The sequence below is a fragment of the Nitrospinota bacterium genome (assembly GCA_009873635.1).
Classification (GTDB): domain Bacteria; phylum Nitrospinota; class Nitrospinia; order Nitrospinales; family VA-1; genus LS-NOB.
In genome coordinates this window covers 115605-134588 of sequence record WAHY01000004.1, presented here as the reverse complement: position 1 = coordinate 134588, position 18984 = coordinate 115605, and the positions used below count along the sequence as shown (strand labels likewise).

Annotated in this window: 23 protein-coding genes, 1 tRNA gene and 1 pseudogene; 12 read left to right on the top strand and 13 right to left on the bottom strand. The window is 42.0% G+C overall.

The window, feature by feature from the left end; genetic code table 11:
* Nucleotides 1-211: 211 nt before the first annotated feature.
* Nucleotides 212-976, top strand: a complete 765-nt coding sequence (gene rlmB, locus F3741_04315; protein ID MZG30025.1) for a 23S rRNA (guanosine(2251)-2'-O)-methyltransferase RlmB — start codon at nt 212-214, stop codon at nt 974-976.
* Between the two features lie 34 nt (nt 977-1010).
* Here the strand turns inward: rlmB and rpsU are convergent, their stop codons facing one another.
* Complete coding sequence (gene rpsU / locus F3741_04310) at nt 1011-1214, bottom strand: 30S ribosomal protein S21 (GenBank protein MZG30024.1); 204 nt, start codon at nt 1212-1214, stop codon at nt 1011-1013.
* A 180-nt stretch (nt 1215-1394) separates the two neighbouring features.
* Here rpsU and F3741_04305 point away from each other — a divergent pair, with 180 nt between their 5' ends.
* Entirely contained in the window at nt 1395-2612 is a 1218-nt protein-coding gene (locus tag F3741_04305; protein ID MZG30023.1) for a PDZ domain-containing protein, read from the top strand.
* A gap of 128 nt (nt 2613-2740) precedes the next feature.
* On the opposite strand, the gene F3741_04300 is transcribed toward F3741_04305, so the two are convergent.
* The 6 genes and pseudogenes from F3741_04300 to F3741_04275 form a co-directional block, all read right to left on the bottom strand.
* Complete coding sequence (locus F3741_04300) at nt 2741-3136, bottom strand: CBS domain-containing protein (protein MZG30022.1); 396 nt, start codon at nt 3134-3136, stop codon at nt 2741-2743.
* Nucleotides 3137-3194: 58 nt separating this feature from the next.
* Nucleotides 3195-3937 (bottom strand): annotated as a pseudogene (locus tag F3741_04295) (ABC transporter ATP-binding protein).
* A 111-nt stretch (nt 3938-4048) separates the two neighbouring features.
* The gene (locus F3741_04290) at nt 4049-4321 is read right to left on the bottom strand and encodes an acylphosphatase (protein MZG30021.1); all 273 of its coding nucleotides are present in this window, start codon (nt 4319-4321) and stop codon (nt 4049-4051) included.
* Nucleotides 4322-4327: 6 nt separating this feature from the next.
* Entirely contained in the window at nt 4328-4567 is a 240-nt protein-coding gene (locus F3741_04285) for a hypothetical protein (GenBank protein ID MZG30020.1), read from the bottom strand.
* Nucleotides 4568-4648: 81 nt separating this feature from the next.
* On the bottom strand, nt 4649-4981 hold the full coding sequence (locus F3741_04280; GenBank protein ID MZG30019.1) for a cyclic nucleotide-binding domain-containing protein: 333 nt from the start codon (nt 4979-4981) through the stop codon (nt 4649-4651).
* A gap of 171 nt (nt 4982-5152) precedes the next feature.
* Nucleotides 5153-5647, bottom strand: coding sequence for a tetratricopeptide repeat protein (locus F3741_04275; GenBank protein MZG30018.1), 495 nt, complete (start codon nt 5645-5647; stop codon nt 5153-5155).
* A gap of 33 nt (nt 5648-5680) precedes the next feature.
* On the opposite strand from F3741_04275, the gene F3741_04270 reads away from it, so the two are divergent.
* A complete protein-coding gene (locus tag F3741_04270; GenBank protein MZG30017.1) occupies nt 5681-6652 on the top strand; it encodes an aldo/keto reductase in 972 nt (323 codons plus the stop codon).
* Nucleotides 6653-6692: 40 nt separating this feature from the next.
* On the opposite strand, the gene ric is transcribed toward F3741_04270, so the two are convergent.
* Nucleotides 6693-7436: an iron-sulfur cluster repair di-iron protein gene (ric, locus tag F3741_04265; GenBank protein MZG30016.1), complete on the bottom strand. Its 744-nt coding sequence runs from the start codon at nt 7434-7436 to the stop codon at nt 6693-6695.
* A 175-nt stretch (nt 7437-7611) separates the two neighbouring features.
* On the opposite strand from ric, the gene F3741_04260 reads away from it, so the two are divergent.
* On the top strand, nt 7612-8205 hold the full coding sequence (locus F3741_04260; protein MZG30015.1) for a NifU family protein: 594 nt from the start codon (nt 7612-7614) through the stop codon (nt 8203-8205).
* A 39-nt stretch (nt 8206-8244) separates the two neighbouring features.
* Here the strand turns inward: F3741_04260 and F3741_04255 are convergent, their stop codons facing one another.
* The gene (locus F3741_04255; protein MZG30014.1) at nt 8245-9309 is read right to left on the bottom strand and encodes an L-lysine dehydrogenase; all 1065 of its coding nucleotides are present in this window, start codon (nt 9307-9309) and stop codon (nt 8245-8247) included.
* A gap of 3 nt (nt 9310-9312) precedes the next feature.
* Between F3741_04255 and F3741_04250 the strand changes: the two genes are divergently transcribed.
* The 5 genes from F3741_04250 (at nt 9313) to F3741_04230 (ending at nt 14209) form a co-directional block, all read left to right on the top strand.
* Nucleotides 9313-9738 (top strand): hypothetical protein, encoded by a 426-nt coding sequence (locus F3741_04250; protein ID MZG30013.1) that lies wholly within the window; start codon nt 9313-9315, stop codon nt 9736-9738.
* Between the two features lie 73 nt (nt 9739-9811).
* Nucleotides 9812-10315 carry a TIGR03546 family protein gene (locus F3741_04245; protein MZG30012.1) on the top strand — a complete coding sequence of 168 codons (504 nt, stop codon included), beginning with the start codon at nt 9812-9814 and terminating at the stop codon, nt 10313-10315.
* Nucleotides 10315-10950, top strand: a complete 636-nt coding sequence (locus F3741_04240) for a hypothetical protein (GenBank protein ID MZG30011.1) — start codon at nt 10315-10317, stop codon at nt 10948-10950. The genes F3741_04245 and F3741_04240 overlap by 1 nt, the downstream gene beginning before the upstream one ends.
* 11 nt (nt 10951-10961) lie before the next feature.
* A complete protein-coding gene (locus F3741_04235; GenBank protein ID MZG30010.1) occupies nt 10962-12104 on the top strand; it encodes a TIGR03545 family protein in 1143 nt (380 codons plus the stop codon).
* A gap of 122 nt (nt 12105-12226) precedes the next feature.
* Nucleotides 12227-14209 carry a glycosyltransferase family 39 protein gene (locus F3741_04230; GenBank protein ID MZG30009.1) on the top strand — a complete coding sequence of 661 codons (1983 nt, stop codon included), beginning with the start codon at nt 12227-12229 and terminating at the stop codon, nt 14207-14209.
* A 46-nt stretch (nt 14210-14255) separates the two neighbouring features.
* On the opposite strand, the gene F3741_04225 is transcribed toward F3741_04230, so the two are convergent.
* The 3 genes from F3741_04225 to F3741_04215 form a co-directional block, all read right to left on the bottom strand.
* On the bottom strand, nt 14256-14834 hold the full coding sequence (locus F3741_04225) for a hypothetical protein (protein MZG30008.1): 579 nt from the start codon (nt 14832-14834) through the stop codon (nt 14256-14258).
* A gap of 142 nt (nt 14835-14976) precedes the next feature.
* Complete coding sequence (locus tag F3741_04220; GenBank protein MZG30007.1) at nt 14977-15504, bottom strand: inorganic diphosphatase; 528 nt, start codon at nt 15502-15504, stop codon at nt 14977-14979.
* A gap of 68 nt (nt 15505-15572) precedes the next feature.
* Nucleotides 15573-15656, bottom strand: a tRNA-Leu gene (locus F3741_04215).
* Between the two features lie 482 nt (nt 15657-16138).
* Between F3741_04215 and F3741_04210 the strand changes: the two genes are divergently transcribed.
* Nucleotides 16139-16378 carry a pentapeptide repeat-containing protein gene (locus F3741_04210; GenBank protein MZG30006.1) on the top strand — a complete coding sequence of 80 codons (240 nt, stop codon included), beginning with the start codon at nt 16139-16141 and terminating at the stop codon, nt 16376-16378.
* On the opposite strand, the gene F3741_04205 is transcribed toward F3741_04210, so the two are convergent.
* The gene (locus F3741_04205; GenBank protein MZG30005.1) at nt 16375-16956 is read right to left on the bottom strand and encodes a pentapeptide repeat-containing protein; all 582 of its coding nucleotides are present in this window, start codon (nt 16954-16956) and stop codon (nt 16375-16377) included. The two genes, F3741_04210 and F3741_04205, sit on opposite strands and share 4 nt — an antisense overlap.
* A 429-nt stretch (nt 16957-17385) precedes the next feature.
* On the opposite strand from F3741_04205, the gene F3741_04200 reads away from it, so the two are divergent.
* The gene (locus F3741_04200; protein ID MZG30004.1) at nt 17386-18204 is read left to right on the top strand and encodes an acyltransferase; all 819 of its coding nucleotides are present in this window, start codon (nt 17386-17388) and stop codon (nt 18202-18204) included.
* Between the two features lie 179 nt (nt 18205-18383).
* Nucleotides 18384-18815 carry a DUF1566 domain-containing protein gene (locus F3741_04195; GenBank protein ID MZG30003.1) on the top strand — a complete coding sequence of 144 codons (432 nt, stop codon included), beginning with the start codon at nt 18384-18386 and terminating at the stop codon, nt 18813-18815.
* Nucleotides 18816-18984 lie beyond the last annotated feature (169 nt).

Here is an 18984-nt window from a genome sequence, read left to right as displayed (position 1 = left end):
ATTGCAGAAAAAGGTTAAAATAGCTTTTGCGGTTTTATCAGCGGGAAAATTTCTGTGGAAAAACAGCAAAAAAGGCTTATAACCGCAAAGCAGCCACCAACGGATTCAAGCCGAATAAATCCATTGTTTTCATAATGTTATAGTTCATTCAAGGCTTTTCGTCCAGCAAAAACCTGATATTCTTTCATACCCTATTTTATGTTTAAAAATGATGCGATCTAAGGAAGAATCTTTAATTGTCGGAATCAACCCAGTACGGGAAGCCCTTATAGTCTCTAAGCGACAATGTTACAGAGTTATAGCAGAACAGGGTAAAACCCATTCCAGAATTGATGAGATAATCAAGTTAGCGAAGGAAAAACAAATTCCTGTCGAAATTTTGCCTAAATCAACCTTCCAGAATAAGTTTAAAAACCAGGTTCATCAAGGGATTGCCGGGTACTTTTCCGCCATTTTGACCCTGGAGCTTAATGACATGGTCAAAACAGTGTTTCAAAAAAGTTCCCTGCCGACTCTCGTAATTCTAGATGGCATTCAGGACCCGCAAAACCTGGGAGCAATCATCCGGTCCGCTGAAACGCTTGGGATTCATGGAATGATTCTGCCTAAACATGGCACTTCATCTTTAACTGAAACCGTCTCTAAATGTTCTTCCGGTGCCATCGAACATTTACCGATTACATGGGTTACAAATTTAACCCGATGTATCGAACAACTGAAAGAATCTGGATTCTGGATTGCAGGTGTTGTGGCTGATGGAGAAATACCCTGTTACCAATATCGGTTTGATACTCCTGTAGCCCTGGTCATTGGTGGAGAGGAAAAGGGAATTAGACCTTTGCTGAAAAAATCCTGCGATGTAACCCTCTCAATCCCCATGAAGGGTCAGTTGGAGTCCCTGAATGCCGCGTCAGCCAGTGCAGTTGTGTTCTACGAAAATTTGCGACAAAAAATGCTGGAAAGTTCCCGAAAATAGGAACGCTGTCTCCAAGGGTTGAAGGCAGAGAAAATTAAAGTCGGTTATAGGACCGCATTCGACGCATGGCGGCTTTTCTCTTCTTCTTGGCTTCCTTCTGCTTGCGCTTTTTCTTAACGGAAGGCTTCTCATAAAACCTGCGGCGTTTAAGTTCCTTCAACAGTCCTTCCTTGGTCATTTGTCTTTTTAAGACTTTTAAAGCTTTTTCAACTTGATTTTGGTAAACTGTGACTTCCAAAAATCTCTCCTTTCTTCCCTGGGTTATTTAGCAGGGGAGAACAACTTGTTTTTATGGCACAAATAAACAATTCGCTGCCTGAAATCCGGCACCAAAACTCCCGCCCCCTGGCGGAAAACCATCTTACGTGAAGCCTGTGATTATCAACAATAATTCATATAAAGTCAAGACTACAAAATTATGAGCCCGAATCCTGTTACGCAGACCATACGCATTATCCTGGCAACCTTGTTTTTATTTTGGTTTTTGCTACTTTCCCGCAAAGGCCATTCTGAGGAATTTGCTGTACCCAATTCAGGATCTCCATATAAGAGCCTGACAAAACTGGAAGCCGGTCAAATCATTCATATTCCAACAGGATTGCTGGTTAGCAAAGAGCAGATGATGGATTCCATTTCAGCTTCCCGGGTCATCTATGTTGGCGAAACCCACGATAATATCGAAGCTCACAAAGTGCAGTTGCAAATCATTCAACATCTGGCCGATAAATATCCTGTAGCAATTGGACTGGAAATGTTCCGCCGCTCAGCCCAGGAAAAACTGGACCTCTACCAACAGGGCCAACTTTCGCAACGGGAACTCAGGAGTCTTTTTCGTTCCAACTGGGGAAGTGGTTTTGGTCTCTATAAACCCATATTCGATTTTGCGAAATCCAGGGGAATGCCTTTGATCGGACTAAAATCCAGCCGGGATGTGGAAAACCAATTTAGATCGGGAGATGAAGCACCCGGCGACACACTGTATCCTGAAATTGACGATACCGACCCATATCACAGAGCCTTCTCCATGTCAGCTTTCGGAGGACATTCTGCGAAAGTGCTGGAAAAACCATACCGAATGCTGTTGCTCTGGGAAGAAACCATGGCTCAGACTGTTGCAGAATTTTTACGCAATCCGGCTAATAAGGAAAAAAAGCTGGTGGTGCTGGCAGGAGGGTTTCATGTGCAATATGGTTTTGGTATCCCAAAGCGCGCTTATAGAAGAATCCCTCATAACTATTCCATCGTCCTGCCCGACATTACCGTAGTGCCGGATAATTTGAAAGACAGGGAAATGACGGTGAAACAAGTTTCCATTCCTTTATATTCTTCAGATTATACCTGGAAGGTGGAATACAAAGTTCCCGGTCATAATAAAGTCAAATTGGGAGTGCGGCTTACCCAGGAAAAAGGTGGAGGAGTGCATATAAAGTTTGTAGAAAAAAACTCCAACGCTCAAAACGCGGGAATAAAATCGGGTGACCTGCTGCTCAGTATGGATGGGAAACCCCTGGCCAGGGTGGATGATTTACTTGAATTACTGGCAAACAAAAAGCTTGATGACCGCTCAACATTTCAACTCCAACGTGGCAATAAAACCCTTACGGTTGAAGTGATCTTTAAAAAGAAAAAAACTTGAAAAATAACTTTGCTATAGAAGTTTCCGGACGCATAGCGTTTTTTAAACCAGAAAGACCTGACTTACCCATTCAAACTGTGACTTCAAGCGGTCGCTGCAACACATGCGTTAAATCCTTACTGATACAATTAAAAATCCGTTTTCTTGTGTAAGTTTAAATAATATTTTTCCAAGTCCTTCACTGAAAACATACCCACGATTTCGCCGTTCCTTGTCACTGGAACATGGCGAACCTTGTTTGTTTCTATGACGCCGCACACCTCTGCGATGGTTTGATTCTCGTCAACGGTGTGCGATATTTTTGTCATCACCTCGGAAACCTTCAATGCTTTAGGGTCGCCCTCACCCTTTAAAACCAGAAACATCCAATCTGTTTTTGTGATTATTCCAACGTAGTTCTCTTCCTCCTTCACTAAAAGGGCGCTAACTTTATTTTTATACATTTCATCAACCGCTTCAAAAGCGTATTTACCGGGGTCGATGGAAAATATCTGGATGCTCATATATTCACTGACTTTACTCATATTCAAAATCCTCCCCGTATAATATTTCAGTTCCTGAAAGAATAATTAATTAGAAAACTTATTCGCCGTTGTCTTCTACATCACTTTGTGTAAGTTTTAGAAATACGGTTTCCAGGTCTCCATGCTGTTGGCTGGCCTGATCGCGCAACTGCTCCACCGTACCTACGGCTATCATTTTCCCCTCCTGGATGATTCCCACCCTGTGACACATGGTTTCGGCAACACCCAGGGAGTGGGTTGACATAAAAATCGTAGTGCCGTTTTCACATAAACCCTTAAACAATTGTTTGACCTGGCGAGCCCACTTGGGGTCAAGACCAACCAGGGGCTCATCGACTATGACTACTTTAGGGGAGTGAATCAACGCTCCATTAATGACCAGCTTCTGCCGCATGCCATGAGAGTATCCTTCTATCAACTCATCAGCAAATCCCTGCAAATCAAAAAGTGTAAAAAATTTATCAGCCTCATCGCGGGCTTTGTCCTGGTCCATTGAATAGAGGTCCGCGACAAACTCCAGATATTCCCGCCCAGTCAATTTATGATAAATAAAGGGTCTGTCAGGAATATAACCGATAATTTTTTTACTTGGATGGGGTCGTCCCTGATATCCAAACCATCAATAAGAACGGTTCCTGAAGAAGGTTTAAGCAGGCCGACTAAAATCTTAATGGTTGTGGTTTTACCAGCACCATTGGGACCTATAAAACCAAACAGTTCACCTTTGGGGATTTCCAGACTGAGTCCGTCAACAGCCAGTAGCGTATCGTATTTTTTTACCAGCCCATTGATGGATATCATAAAAGAGCAGCGTAACCGTAGATGCCATGTAGCATGGACTCAAGTCATTAAAGAGGGTTTTGCTCAACTATGAAAGTTTGAAAAAGCTTTATTGCCTCACGGGCCTCAGAACTAATGATGAATTTCAAAAGTGGTCAGACCCTGAGGCTCTACCCACTCAATATCAAGAGAAGAAACTTCAGCCGCCGACGGGCCTGTTCGGCACCACTCTATAAGCTTTTCCAGGGATTCCTTTTCTCCCTCCGCATGAATTTCAACCGTTCCGTCCGGGCAGTTTTTTGCCCAGCCACATAACCCCAGTTTCAAAGCCTGCTCACGTGTTCCAGCCCTGAACCAAACTCCCTGAACCAGGCCTCGCACAATAAGGTGAACACTCGTTAACATGAACAATCACTTGTTTTTGCGAAACGCATCATCGAATAGATGCTGGACTTCACGATATACCTTAAACTTGCTCCCGTCCCCGATTTTTTCTCCGAACTTTCCCAGGTCACGCATTATGCGCTGGAACTCCTGGGTCTGTCCCGTAAAGTTTTCAATAAGAGGACTGAAGTAGAGTTTTTCGTCTTCATCCAACCGGTCACAAATTAACCGAAGTCGGGCTTTTAGCGGTTCAAAGTCTCTTTCCATGCCCTATATTAACCTTCAATGTGCAAGATTGCAATTTGGTAAAGTCGAAGTCTTTTAATTTATTTTCAAGAAACCGGTGAGCTATTTGCCTTCGTTAAGACGTTCTTTCATGATGGTCTGTAGTCGAACTACGGCAGGACTGGTATCCGGGAGGGCAAGAAATTTTTCACGGGTCAATACAGCTACTTCACAATCTTCCAGAGCAATGACTGATGCCGAACGTGTCTCAGCCGATATCATAGCCATTTCTCTAAACAGATCGTTCTCTTTTAGTTGAGCAAGAACTTTTTTGTTACCATCAGCATCTTCCCGATACACTTCCACTTTTCCCTTTTTGATCAGGAACGCGCTGGTACCATGAGTGCCTTGTCGAACTATTTTTTTCCCCTTACGATATTCCTTGATAACAAACATAATTTTCTTTTGTCCCCGAACAAAAAAAAGTTTGTACTTTTACTATAAGAAATTCTTTTCCCATTTTCAATCCCCTCAGCTGGAGGGGAAATCATAAAACCCAATAATTCAATGAATTATCAATTGAATCGTTCTTAACATTTCCTGTTTACGCTTAACAAACGGTTAGCTCTACTCTTCCGATATTCTTGTTGTATCCGGGTACTTCAAGTAGAGGCGTTTCAGCTGACGTTGTACATTTCTGATGCGCGCATGGTTTCTTTTTTCCGTAGACAATTTCAGAGCAGAAAGCATGTGTTTGATCGCATTTGGTCCATCCTTTAATAAATCAAACGCAATACTAAGATTATAATGTGCAGAAATATACTTGGGATTGAGTGAGATCGCTTCCTGATAAGCTTTTACTTCTTCTTCATGTTTTCCAAGAGCAAGATAAGCCCTTCCCAACTCGAAGTATGCTATCGCGTCCAGAGGATCTTCAAGAATGCTCTCCTTGTGACGTGTTATTTCCTCCCGCACGCCCTTTAAATAGGTTTTAAAGTCTACGGCCAAAACCAGTTTTGGTTCAAGAAATATGCATAGGGTAAAAATAGTGAAAAGTACTTTTACTGCATGGTGAAAAATGCTATGACCAGTTGAACAACACTTTGTCTTTTTAGGTTTCATCTTTCCAATTTATCATTTTTTTATAGAACCGGCATGAAATACAGGACATTTTGCGATCACAAAATTTCTGAAATCGGACTGGGTACCTGGCAACTTGGTGCTGATTGGGGTGATGTAGATGATTCCACAGCTGAAAAAGTTCTCGCTACCGCAGTTGAAAATGGGGTGAACTTCTTTGACACTGCCGACTGCTATGGTGAGGGTTTATCTGAAATCAGGCTCGGTAGATTTATTAAATCTTTATCTGCAGATGTTGTGATCGCCTCCAAGGTCGGCAGATTTCCCCGACCCGGTTGGCCGGATAACTTTTCTCAAGAACAATTTCGAACACACACAGAAAATTCCCTGAAACGTCTTGGAGTGGACGCCCTGGACTTGACGCAAGTGCATTGCCCGCCCACCGAGCTTTTGAGACAGGGTGAAGTGTTTGACTGGTTGAGAACCTTGAAGATGGAAGGAAAGATCAAACAATTTGGGTTTAGCGTCGAGTCCATGGAAGAGGCCCAGTTATGCCTGAAACAAGAAGGGGTGGCTTCATTGCAAATCATATTTAATATTTTTAGGCAAAAAGCAATTTCTTCTATTTTCGAGGAGGCTTTGGCAAAAAAAGTGGCCCTCATCATTCGGCTTCCACTTGCCTCTGGTCTGCTTTCTGGAACATTGAATGAGGAATCAGTTTTTGCCAAAAACGATCACAGAAATTTCAACCGGGATGGCAGGGAGTTCAACGTTGGCGAAACTTTTTCCGGGATATCCTTTGAAAAAGGGCTTGAGCTAGTTAACAGCCTTAGACAAATTGCCCCGGAAAACCTGTCCCAGTTTGCTTTGAGATGGGTTTTGGATTTTGAAGCCGTCACGGTAGTGATTCCCGGCTCGAAAAATCCACTTCAGGTTGCTGATAATTGCGCAGCGAGTGACTTGCCCCCGTTATCCCCGGAAGTTCATGATGCCCTGGGCAACTTCTATTCTGATAAAGTTGCTCATCACATACGAGGAAAATATTAGTCTGCCTTGAAAGAGTTCCTCAAGCTTTCATAATGACCCGTCAGGAACCTACTGGTACTTCCTGCATCGCTTCAACTGCCGGAAATAACAAATTATTTTCCTTATGAACATGAAGGTAAGTGTCTTCCTCAAGTTTTCGCAGTTCTTTATATAATGCCTGAAAGGACTGGCATACACCTTCTGGAGCAACATAACCTTTAGTTAATACTCTCATTTGCTTCAACAACTGCCCCGCTTCGTCGAGCTCATGGCGCATGACCTGAATGGGTCGAGCAGCTGACATCACATATAAACCTTCCCGCTCAAGATTTGCTATCAAGGGAAACAACACTCGCTCTTCTTTAAGTAAATGCGGTTCGAGATCTGCACGTAATTTTTTAAGCAATGTTTTTAAAGCAAGGAGTTCCAGATGACGTGAAGAATGCGCCTGACAAACTTTATCCATCAAATCTGTCAAGCGCGGCAACACTTTTTTAAGATAAACATGATGCGTTGACTCCAGATGAGCGGTCAATTCTCCGGGTGCTAAAGCTGAAACATCATATTCATCATTTTGAGGATGTGCCAGCCCCATGAGACGTTGATAGACAGCATCCGTTTTCAGACCTTTTTCTTCACAGGCATCCTGAAGTGAAATATCGCCCCCACAGCAAAAATCTATGTTTAGCTCCATAAAAATGCCAATAGAGGCCAAATTGTTTTTCACAAAGCTTTTCACTGGATCGGTAACGTTCATTTTATGCCCCTTTCGTACTGATGCATTCATCTTAATCCAATCATTCATTACCCAAAACAAATAAAAGATAAAAATATCTATTTATCTTTATTATAAAACCTGTATAATCTCTTGTCAAGTCATGGTTGCCGTAATCTGTTTGATGCTGAAAACTTTTTGAACCTGACTTAACAAGAATCCATCCTATAATCGATAAGAAGATTAACCCTATTCAGGAGTCACCATGCAGGAAACCCAGGCTTACTCAGTTGCTAAAATCGAACTGACCCCCAACCCTCGCTCAATGAAATTCATTCTTGATCGGGAAGTGATAGCAGCTGGTTCGAAAACTATTCAAGAAGGTGGTTATCTGGAATCGGACACTTTTGCCACTAACATGTTTGCCCTTGAGATTGTGGAAATGGTTTATTTGAGGGAGAACTTTGTATCTGTAACTCTTATCGCTGCTGACCTTTGGGTGGTTTTTAAAGACAAAGTAAAAAACATTATTGAAGCTGATCTTGAAAAGTACACGGAAGGCGATGATGAAGTTTCCTCATCCGTCCTGGATGATTTTGACAAGGAAACTTATCCTCAACTATCTGATGATGAAAAAGTCATCATTGTCGAAGCCGTCCTTGATTCATCTATTCGCCCTGCACTCGCTAACGATGGGGGTGGTTTGGAAGTGATAGAAGTTGATGGACATATTGTACGCATTCGTTATCAAGGTGCTTGCGGAGGATGCCCAAGTGCAACAGGCGGAACGTTACGTGTTATAGAAAATCACCTTCGAGATCAATTGGATCCTGAAATTAAAGTCCACACCTATGTTTAGTTTTTATTCGCCGGTCTGGAACTAATGTCAATAGCACAACTATTTGAAGAGTTGACCTGTAGGTGTATTCAGGAACAGCTCCAGTGACAAATCTTCCTGCTTTAAAAATCCCCGGTCCGGCAAGCGACCTTGAGAAACCAGCTCAATGACCGCACAAACCGACGCGGCGGTGGTCCAAGAAATGGCTTTCCAAACTCTCGATTTTATCTCTTTCGGAAAATAACTGCGTACAAATTCATCTCTGGCCAGTTTTCCTTCCTTCCACCCCTCCACAGCGACATGAACATAAACCACATCATCCTTGACGGGCGGTTTGGCGTGCACAAGAATTTCCCCGGCCTCTGACCTTCGGTTCCTCATAAACAACTCATTAAAGAAGAAGCGCATCAACTTTCCATGCCCGGGATAACGAATGGTTTTATAATTCAACTTATCTACTTTTCCATCAAAAGTTTCGCATAAGGTCCCAAGTCCACCAGAAGTCGTAAATGCCTCAAGCTGAACACCATCTATGACAATGGTTTCCAGTCCTTCCATAGAGGGCACTGTTGCCCTTTGGCCATCCTGAATGACTTCACAATCATTGAGATACTCATTGACCACACCTTCGGCGGACCAGTTAAAGGCATACCCTAGAAGTCCTCTCGGGTGCTGGGGCAATGCTCCAACCCTGAGTTCCATACTGCGGAGTTTTTCGAAACCGCCCGCAAGATACGCTCCGCATATTCCAACAAACCCGGGAGCCAATCCACATTGTGGAGCCATCAGCCCTTCTGCTGATTCTGACATTTCACGAATAGCTGAAGTGGTGGGGACGTCTTCCGTCAGGTCAAAATAATGTTTTCCAGAGTGGTGTACTTTTTGGGCCACTGTCAGGTTCAAATGAAACGGCAGGCATGTGAGCGTTGCATCATGGTCTGCTATCGCCTGCTCCAACTGTTTCTCATCCTCAACCGATGCAGAAACAACCTTGAATGGGTAATCCTCATTCGCGCTGGCATCAAATCCTGTAACCCTATAACCGTTTGACTGCAACAGGATAGCCGCCAGGCTGCCAACGCGCCCCAGCCCAATCACCAAAACAGATTCAATATTTTTTCCCATTAGATGCCTTTCATTGTTCACAATATAAACCTCAACTCTATAATACAATATTATCCTGAACAGGAAGAACAGATCATGAATCATAATAATTTAATAACCAGGCAAGACACACGATTTGTCCTCGTCCACTTTACTGGCGACGAATCATCCAGTTACGAGCAAATCAAAAAGTCGCACCTGGATGAAGGAGAACCTGAAATCGGTTACCATTTCATCATAACCCCAAGCGGGACTACCTTGATGGGAAGACATGTTTCCAAAATAGGATTCCACCACCCGGAACTGGATGAGATAAGCATTGGGATCTGCGCAATAGGGAACCGGGATGAAATGAGCGATGAGCAATCCATCGCTCTCACCTTATTGCTGGAAAATCTGAAGACCGATTATCCATCATTAGAAACCGTCAAATACCTTTACAAAATCTAACAACCCGGCATTCAGTATTTATTTTTCTTTGTTCTTTTAGAGATTCATTTATACTGCTGTAAAGGAGGGTTTCATGATTCGTCAGGTTTTAAAAGTTTTTAAAGCTTTAAACTCTAACGAAAAACCCTGGCAGCTAAGTCTTGGCCTGGCCTTTGGAGGAATCATTGGGCTAATGCCTTTGTGGACTCCACACAACATTCTCCTGCTGTTTCTTGCCTTCATTATTAATTTGAACTTTGCTCTCCTCCTTGTCGGGTTTTTCTTTTTCTCCGGAATCGCCTACATCCTGGACCCCCTGTTCCACCAAATAGGCTTGTCGGTTCTGACATCAGAAGGAATGCAAAGTTTCTGGAACGGATTCTTCAGCAATCCTGTTTTCCTTTTTGACAGACTGAACAATACCCTTGTTATGGGGAGCCTGATATTCTCGGTAGTCTCAGCAATACCCTTATTTTTTCTAATCAATTTTCTCATTCGAAAATATCGTGAACATTTGATGGAGATGTTTGAAAAAATACCATTCCTCAATTCTCTCAAGCTGGCGAAAGCTTTTGACACTATTACGGGGGACGACTGATGAAACTTTTCCGTTGGCAAGGTGTTTTAGCGTTTGCCATGCTGGGTGCCCTCGTTGGAGGATTCCTGATCCTTTTCCTGGACGGCATGATCGAGAGAGGAATAGAAGAAAAAGGTTCTGAAGCAGCAAAGACACAGATCGACATTGGTTCGCTGAGCACTTCTTTACTGGCACAATCTGTGGATTTGTCTGGCATTGAAGTCGCAAACTCGGACAACAATATGGAAAACCTGGTTCAGTTTGAAAACCTTTCTGTTGACCTCGATGGAGCCCAGGTTGTTTCACGAAAAATAGTCATTGACGATCTTCAGGCACACGGCATCAGGTTAAACCAGAAAAGGACACACCCTGCTGAATTAGCTTCAGGCGGCAAATCCACTCAAGAAGGCAGCCCGGATTCAGATACTGCAAAAGGTCAAGCAGAACTGAGTCTTCCCGGACTGGGCGGATTTAACATAAAATCTCCCGAAGAGATCTTAAAGTCGGAGAAACTTGAAACCCTTGAAGCAGGGAACCGTGCAAAAAAACTCATTGATGATTTAAAAACTGAATGGGAAAAAAAATTCGAGACCGACCTCAACCCCGACGCCATGGGGGAAACCAAACAAAAACTTGCTGAACTGAAAAAAAAGTAAAAGGCGGGAACTTGACAGAAATCCCCAATGTTTTGAAAGAATTTGAAAGCCTGCAAAAAGACATTCAGGATCGGCTGAATCGAATCACTTCAATGAAGTCTGAACTTGAAAAAGATAATCAAATGGCGAAACAGCAAGTCGCCGACTTGAAAAATCTTCCGCAAAAAGACTTTGAGAGGTTGAAGAATAAATATTCTCTCAGCCCTGAAGGTGGAAAAAATATTCTTAGCTCATTGCTTGAAGGGCCTATAAAAGAAAAACTGGATAAGGCCTGGAAGGCCTACAAAATGATCAGCCCTTATCTGAACAAAGGCAAGACATCTGTTCAGGAACAACAGGAATACGTTCGCGGCAAAGGAATCGATATCTCTTTTGCCAAAGCTTCTCCCTATCCTGATTTTCTGCTCAGACATGGCAACCTATCCCTGATTCTTTTTGACACAGAAGTAAAGGGTGAAGTGAAAGATTTATCAGATAATCAGTCTGTCTACGGCAAACCAGCAAAATTGAATTTTCAATCGGGGAAAAACCAGAACTTTGATTCGTTTGCACTTGATGTCACGATGGATAAAACCGGTCCTCAATCGCTGGACTCAATAGCCATAGATATTCAGGGCCTTAACCTGAAAAACACGGGTCAGGCAGAACTCAAAGGTGGCTCCGCAAAAATCAATGGAAAATTAACCATTGTTGATGAGAATAGTTTAAACGGAAATTTAAAAGCAGAACTGGACAGTGTCGCCATTTCAATACCTGAACAGGAAGGTAACGAGCTGGCTAACACCATCGTGCAATCTCTATCCAACATTGACCGAATCAACATATCTGCAGGTATCAGTGGTAATCTAGAAAATTACCAGTTAGATATAAAATCGAACCTTTCCGAAATCGTCTCCAAAGCAGCCAGGAAGGCACTGGCCGGGAAAATGAAAGGATTCGAAAGTTCCCTGATGTCAGCCATTCAGTCACGTACTGGAGATGTCCTTTCCAGCACCAACGATTCACTTTCCGGCCTGCTCGGTCAAAACAAAATTTTAAACGATGGCGGGTCTGAATACAGTGGGTTGCTTGGGCAGGCAAAAGGAAGCGCTTCCGGACTTGCCAAACCCAAAGGACTCCCCTCCCTCCCGGGAGGATTAAAACTCCCCTTTTAATAAATTATCACCCACCGCAAATTAGCTAATTTTTTCTGCAATCTGTTTTATATTGCATAAAGTGTACAAGTCTCAATCTACAAACCATTGTAATAATTTAATATTTACCGTATTATCTTTTAATTTCAGTTTGGTTCCCTAGTTCCTCAATTCAATCAAATTTGCCTTCTATTTTGAATTCCGCATTGAACAATAAGAAGATCCAGATAGCATTCCTGATTTTTGCTTCACTTTTGATTTTTCTGGGTAGACAAACGGATAACGGCCTCCAAAATTTTGACGATGCCTACTACGCACAAAAAGGAAAAGAAGTTCTGAACTCAGAATCATTATGGCTCGTCACCCATACTGGCATTCCTGCATTTGACAATCCACCCATCCCCTTCTGGTTCATGGCTTTAGCCTACAGCCTGTTTGGGGTTTCCACTTATTCAGCAATTTTTTCTTCGGCTCTGTTTGGAACCGGAATCATTTTGCTGACATACCGGTTAAGCCTGTTGCTTTTTAAAGATTGCTGGATCGCTTTTGCTTCAGCTTTTGTTTTGCTGTTTCCTGGATTGTTTGTGGATGCTTCACGTCGAAGCATGGTTGATATCCCTCTCGCTTTTTTTGTAACACTTGCATTTTATGCTTCTTTTAAAGCCAGAGACCATAAGCCCTGGTATCTGATTTTCGGTCTTGCAACCGCTTGCGCAATTTTAACGAAAAGCGTTCTTGGGCTTTTTCCACTCACTATATTCGGAGCTTATTTAATTCTCAGTCGACAATGGAAGGAAATCATCAACCCCTGGTTTTTATCAGGATGTTTGATTGCCCTTACATTGGGATTCAGCTGGCATTTTATAAACTGGCAGAACTATGGACAGGATTTTATCGATATTCACTTTGGATACCTGATTGGCAACAGAAATTTTGGTAGTGCGAAACCTTTATATTTTCTGGGTTACGCAAAAGATTTCAGTAGAAATTACTGGCCCTGGCTACCAATTACCCTGATAGGTCTTGCAATATTTGGCAAACGGGGATTTAAAGATAATGACAGGACATCCTTATTACTTTTCCTTTGGCCTGTGCTTACCTTTTTAGTGATGAGCACTGGTAAAAACCAGGTTATCCGCTATTTATTCATGATGTTTCCAGCTCTCGCCATCATTAATGCGAAAACCATTTCCGAATGGCTGAGTCCTGATAAAAAAAATCTAACCCTGAGAATAATGACGGGTGTTATAGCCTTAAGCATCCTGTTTGTAAACATCACACATTTTCGAGTCAAAGTTTCCCTTGATCAACAATCTAAAGAAGTGAGGGAAATTGCATCAATAATAAAAATAAACACAGCTGAAAATCAAAAAATTGGTAATTACCATCTTAGCCCGTATAACCCGAGAATAACGATGCTGTTTTATGCAAGCCGTGTCATAGAGCTAAATGGAAATTACGATGCCATGGGCCTGGCAAAAGCCCTGTCTGACAATCCTCGCAAAGTATGGTTATCAACTATTGTGGAGTTTAGAAAGTTTGCAGACCAGTACCCAGACAAGGCTTATTTGATTAAAGCAGGCAGCAAGTACGCCTTTTTCACTTCAATGGAAAATCGGGAAAATATCCAATACGATTTTTCCACAATTTCGACTAAGCCCCCAACTAACATAAAAGATAAAGGAAGTGGCAAAGACATCCATTCATCGGAATGTCGGGGAGCGCTTGAACAATTAGGTTTGTTTATCAATTCCTGGGATGAAAAACCCGCTCTACCACAACCTACAAGTTGGCTGGTGCTCCCCCCTGTTCGATACCATTTACGCAAAACATTTCCTTTAGAACTTTATCGAGTTGTTACTACTGCCTGTGGAATTGATAAAGAGTCATCGTGGCAGGGAAAAAACCAGGATATGAAATGCTCAAAAGAGTTGAGATCCTTAAGGGCATCCGTAGACTCTTTAATTAATGCCACAAATGCCGTTGAGAAACCAAGTTCTTCCTCATCAGATAAATTGGAAAAAAATTGTATAACTAAGGGGGAATGCGAGTTCCAGCCTTCTGGCATACGGTATGCGGTAATAGAAAATTATTCTAAAGTCAAGGCAGCCTGCAAAACTGGTTAGAGCGTTGATAGTCTCGAAATTCTGAAACCGTTACGGCAAACCAGTATTAAGCAAGTTTTCGTCGTCTATAAACCACCATTACCGAAAAGATCAAACACACTGTCGCTATCGTTGCGGGGAACAACACGGTCGTCAACGAATAGTTCTCAAGGGCTGAAATAACCATCGAGTTACGGAACACCATCACCACAAAAAACATCAACTGTTCTTCGCGAGGTTGTATATAGGCTTTCCTGAAAGTGGGACCAAACCCTAACACATCAACCGTTGTAAGCATCACTACAGCCCATAGAGGATCCGATGTCAAATACCATAAAGGCAAAGACACCATTGCCAGGACAAAGAATATCCAGTCTGTTCGGGTTATGGTGATGTCTGACTTTTTAATATAGGCTAAACTAGCAACATAAATGGTAATGGACCCTGAAAATCCGATGACCCAGGCACCCACCCCTCCCCGATCAGACAATTGAGCCAAAAAAACGATGCAGGTAGAAACCCCCCATATGACCCAGGAGAATACATGCGGCTTGATTTTACCTTGTTGGATAGCGCGTATATAAGGCAGATAGGCAAAAATTGTGAGCCCGACTGCGATAACGCTGAGAAGCTGTTTAAAATTCACGGGATTACGGGTAGCTCACAAAAAGATCAACTCAGATAAGAAGGAATTGTAAACCAGAAAAACTCCGCTGGCAATTTGCCTGTTTTTCTCTGTCCTCAGGAAACTCTGTCGACCATATAAACGTACAGCATGCTGCGAGCTTTTATGAAGATGCTCTTGCAATGGCATTGTTGATGAGCTTTGCCGCATGTTCCGCACCTTCCCAACCTTTTACCTCAACCCATTTCCCGGATTCAAGGTCTTTATAATGCGCAAAGAAATGAGAAATCTGTTCAAGCAGGATTTTAGGCAGATCTGTATATTGATTCACTTTCGCATAATAGGGATTCAGTTCATCAACCGGAACAGCAAGAATCTTTTCATCCTCTCCCTTTTCATCTTCCATTTTTAACACCCCCACAGGTCGGCAACGAACGATCGAACCCGATAAAAACTCGACCGGGGAGGCAACAAGAATATCTATCGGGTCACCATCTTCAGAAAGAGTGTGAGGCACAAACCCGTAATTGCAGGGATAACGCATGGATGTATGCATAACACGGTCAACATACAACGCGCCGGATTTCTTATCCATTTCATATTTGACCGCTTCACGGCCAAAAGGAACCTCGATGATGACGTTAATGTCCCAGGGAGGTTCTTTGCCTATCGGTATCTCATCAATGATCATGGCAGGTATTTTATTCTATTGGGCGGAGACTACAGAAAATCCAACTACCTTTCGTCTCCCGTAGGGAGTGCCGAGGGCCGGAATCGAACCGGCACGAGGTTTCCCTCGAGGGATTTTAAGTCCCTTGCGTCTACCAATTCCGCCACCCCGGCATCCTTTGTTTACAAAGATTTAACCGCTTTTACTTGGTAGAAAAATACCCTGTTGTATAACTCCGTGTGTGTTTTTATATTCTTTCTGATGCCCTGTTGGATGAACTATGCAAATTTAGAGGGGTTGCAGGACAAACAAAGCACAAAAATACAGGGGCATTATGAAGTATCAACTAATGATTTTCCATTTAATTTTAGAGTATTTTTAACAATTTGCGCAGGTGGTATGAAAAAGGACTAAAGACTTACTAAGACTCTGAAAACACAAACCCATATAAAATTAACCAGGAAAGAATTTGAAGGTTTATCAGAATATTCCTATAAAATGTTTGTGAGTTTTTATTTATTCATGATATAAGTTATCCGAAATTATTGGCACTCCTAAGATATTTACCAGACACATTTTTTAACCGGTTTGGTTGTTTCAGATACTCTGAAATTTACCCTTTTACTTATCATGAACATTCCTGGCGAGGGCTAGTATGCAAAAATTAGTTCTAATAGCTATTATGATTGCTGCTACGTTTATTTGGTATGGGCTTGAAGGCAAAAGTGCCACCGCAAAACCTGAAAGTGAAACCAGTTCTGATATGCCTAGAACAAATTTCACTGGAGCAGATCTTACAGGGGCAAACTTAGGAGGAGTGAGTCTTGATGGTGTGATTCTCTGCAATACCACCATGCCTGATGGAACGATAAACAACTCTAGTTGTAAAAATTAACGTTTGCATCCAGAATCATCTCGTCGACCAGATGGCATGATCGTTTTACACAAAACTGTATCTTTAAGGGTTTTGTCAGAAACTTGTGTATCAGTAAGGTCAGCATTATAGAGATTGGCACCGGTCATATCTGAATTCTTTATCCTGGAATTCACTAAATTTGAACTATTTAAATGCGCATCTTTTAATATCGCACCAGATATATCCGCCCCACTTATATTCGAATAACTAAGTTTAACCCCAGATAGATTTGTATTTATTAATTTCGCATCCGTAAGATTTACACCCAACAAATTTACATCAGTCAGGTTTGTATCCGTCAGGTTTGCTCCTGTAAGATCTGATCTTCTAAGATTCGCATTCGTTAGATTGGCACCACTCAAATCCGCTCCTTTAAGATCAAAACTAATCAATTCAATCCCTGTCAAATCACAACCTGGACAAGACTTAGTATTTTTTAGTTTGGTTAAATTTGCCTGTACTTCATCGGAGTATTTAGAACAACCTGATAATGAAAGGAAGGAAATAAAGGCGAGAAAGATTATTTGTGTTAAAAAAGTCATGATATATTTTAACATTTGAGTAAATAATTCTTCTACTAATTTACAAGTAAATAAACTACTTTAACAGAAAATTCCCCCAACCAAATTACATCGCATTCAATAAAAATAAAACTAATACTTTCATAATCTTAACACAACCTTACATTAAATGCGACGCTGATCCCTTTAAAAGTTATTTTTCTCAAAATAAGACAGTAAATATAAATTTGGCATGGTTAAAATTTAGGGAGAGGGTATATGCTGATGAGGGTTTTAAGGATTTCTAATCATTTAAATCAAAAAAATCTCTGGTATATTTTGATGTATAAAAGATGTAAAAATAGTGATGTTTTTGAGGGTATATAACCGAGAAAAAAGAATGAAAATAAACCAATTAAAAACAGCAGCTTACGAGACAAACAGAGCCACACATTTGTCACAGTTGAAAATAGCGACTGTAAATATATGAAAAATAAGGACTTATTTAGAGTAGGGTTTGTTCAAAACAATCCTGTTTTTGCAGAAGTCCAGAAGAACCTGGGCCGGGTAGAAAGTCTTCTTGCGGGTCATGATGCAGACTTGTTTGTTCTGCCTGAACTGTTTGCAACCGGATATCAGTTCAAAGACATGGATGAAAGCCGCAGCCTCGCAGAACTTGTACCTGGCGGTGTCACGACCAGCATGCTTACCTCCATTTCAAAAAATACAAACACCTTTATTGTCGCAGGTCTCGCAGAAATTGATGGGGATAAAGTTTATAACTCAGCGGTTGTCACCGGCCCTGATGGTTATATTGGGAAATACCGCAAGCTACATCTTTTTGACACAGAAAAAGCCTGCTTCCTGCCAGGTGACCTGCCACTTCAGGTCTTTGATATTGGGGGAGCAAAAGCGGGAGTTATGATTTGTTTCGACTGGCGTTTTCCTGAAACCGCCAGAACTCTAGCCCTGATGGGAGCGGACCTGATAGCACACCCTTCTAACCTGGTCCTGACCCATTGTCCGCAAGCAATGATCACCCGTTGTCTGGAAAATCGCATTTTTGCTGTAACTGCCGACCGAGTCGGAATGGAAAATCGTTTGGGCAATAATGAACCGTTGAACTTCATGGGGCAAAGTCAGGTTATTGACCCAAATGGCAATATTCTTTACCGGGCCTCAATGAAAGATGAAGAGGTGCATGTGGTCCAGTTGGACCTTAGTATGGCCCGCGATAAATGTCTGAACCAACAGAACCATATTTTCAAAGACCGCCGCACAAACCACTATTATCAGGAAAGCTGATTCCAGTAACCGCCTGCCAATTTACCCTCATACGATTCATATTTTTTAAGTAAAATCAGAATATTACTTAAGGTAATTTGAAAATGCAGAAGCATAGGTTAAAATAATACTATAATTGCGAATTCAGGATATTAAAATAGCCAGTGCGGAATGCTACTCGGTTTTTACGAGAGGAAAAAATGGGTAACGAAAAATCAAGGTTTTTAAAAAGAGATGATGGCACTATTTACGATTCCCTAACCAGCGTGACCTGGATGTCAAACGATTCCCGGTTAGATCTCGACAAAGAGGTTTCTTATGCTGAGACAGAAGAATATATAAAAAAGATGAATGATAACAAATTGGGAGGATATGATGACTGGCGTCTTCCGACTGTCCACGAAGCTTCATCCATATTCGAAAAAGAAAAACTGAACAAGGATTTCAAAGGTGGCGACATTCATCTGGACTCTGTGTTCCCCCTGGGGGCGAACAACTGTACCTGGACTTCATCAACCCGTGGAAAGGAAGCGCAGATCGTGTTCTACGTCAATGGTTGTGCCTACTGGTACGATAAAGAAGACAAAACCATTTCCCACGGTGTGCGCCTCGTCCGTCGAGACAACAACTGATTGCCTGTCTAATTATCTTTAAACACTGACGGACTCTGCCACCAGGTTCACTCGCTCTTTACTTCATGCTGCGAGGTCCCCACATACTAACCAAAATCTAACCAACCAGGATCAAACTGAGGCTATACTTTCTCTATAAACACTAATATTGATCTAACAGGTATCATCC

Bases quoted from the DNA above. Each gene is read 5' to 3' on its own strand.
- F3741_04245 (MZG30012.1), top strand. From the start codon at position 9,812: ATGATTCGTCAGGTTTTAAAAGTTTTTAAAGCTTTAAACTCTAACGAA.
- F3741_04260 (MZG30015.1), top strand. From the start codon at position 7,612: ATGCAGGAAACCCAGGCTTACTCAGTTGCTAAAATCGAACTGACCCCC.
- F3741_04210 (MZG30006.1), top strand. From the start codon at position 16,139: ATGCAAAAATTAGTTCTAATAGCTATTATGATTGCTGCTACGTTTATT.
- rlmB (MZG30025.1), top strand. From the start codon at position 212: ATGCGATCTAAGGAAGAATCTTTAATTGTCGGAATCAACCCAGTACGG.
- F3741_04195 (MZG30003.1), top strand. From the start codon at position 18,384: ATGGGTAACGAAAAATCAAGGTTTTTAAAAAGAGATGATGGCACTATT.
- F3741_04240 (MZG30011.1), top strand. From the start codon at position 10,315: ATGAAACTTTTCCGTTGGCAAGGTGTTTTAGCGTTTGCCATGCTGGGT.
- F3741_04205 (MZG30005.1), bottom strand. From the start codon at position 16,956: ATGTTAAAATATATCATGACTTTTTTAACACAAATAATCTTTCTCGCC.
- F3741_04300 (MZG30022.1), bottom strand. From the start codon at position 3,136: ATGAGTAAAGTCAGTGAATATATGAGCATCCAGATATTTTCCATCGAC.
- F3741_04275 (MZG30018.1), bottom strand. From the start codon at position 5,647: ATGAAACCTAAAAAGACAAAGTGTTGTTCAACTGGTCATAGCATTTTT.
- F3741_04200 (MZG30004.1), top strand. From the start codon at position 17,386: ATGAAAAATAAGGACTTATTTAGAGTAGGGTTTGTTCAAAACAATCCT.
- F3741_04285 (MZG30020.1), bottom strand. From the start codon at position 4,567: ATGGAAAGAGACTTTGAACCGCTAAAAGCCCGACTTCGGTTAATTTGT.
- F3741_04290 (MZG30021.1), bottom strand. From the start codon at position 4,321: ATGTTAACGAGTGTTCACCTTATTGTGCGAGGCCTGGTTCAGGGAGTT.
- F3741_04250 (MZG30013.1), top strand. From the start codon at position 9,313: ATGCCTTTCATTGTTCACAATATAAACCTCAACTCTATAATACAATAT.
- F3741_04305 (MZG30023.1), top strand. From the start codon at position 1,395: ATGAGCCCGAATCCTGTTACGCAGACCATACGCATTATCCTGGCAACC.
- ric (MZG30016.1), bottom strand. From the start codon at position 7,436: ATGAATGATTGGATTAAGATGAATGCATCAGTACGAAAGGGGCATAAA.
- F3741_04280 (MZG30019.1), bottom strand. From the start codon at position 4,981: ATGTTTGTTATCAAGGAATATCGTAAGGGGAAAAAAATAGTTCGACAA.
- F3741_04220 (MZG30007.1), bottom strand. From the start codon at position 15,504: ATGATCATTGATGAGATACCGATAGGCAAAGAACCTCCCTGGGACATT.
- F3741_04270 (MZG30017.1), top strand. From the start codon at position 5,681: ATGAAATACAGGACATTTTGCGATCACAAAATTTCTGAAATCGGACTG.
- F3741_04255 (MZG30014.1), bottom strand. From the start codon at position 9,309: ATGGGAAAAAATATTGAATCTGTTTTGGTGATTGGGCTGGGGCGCGTT.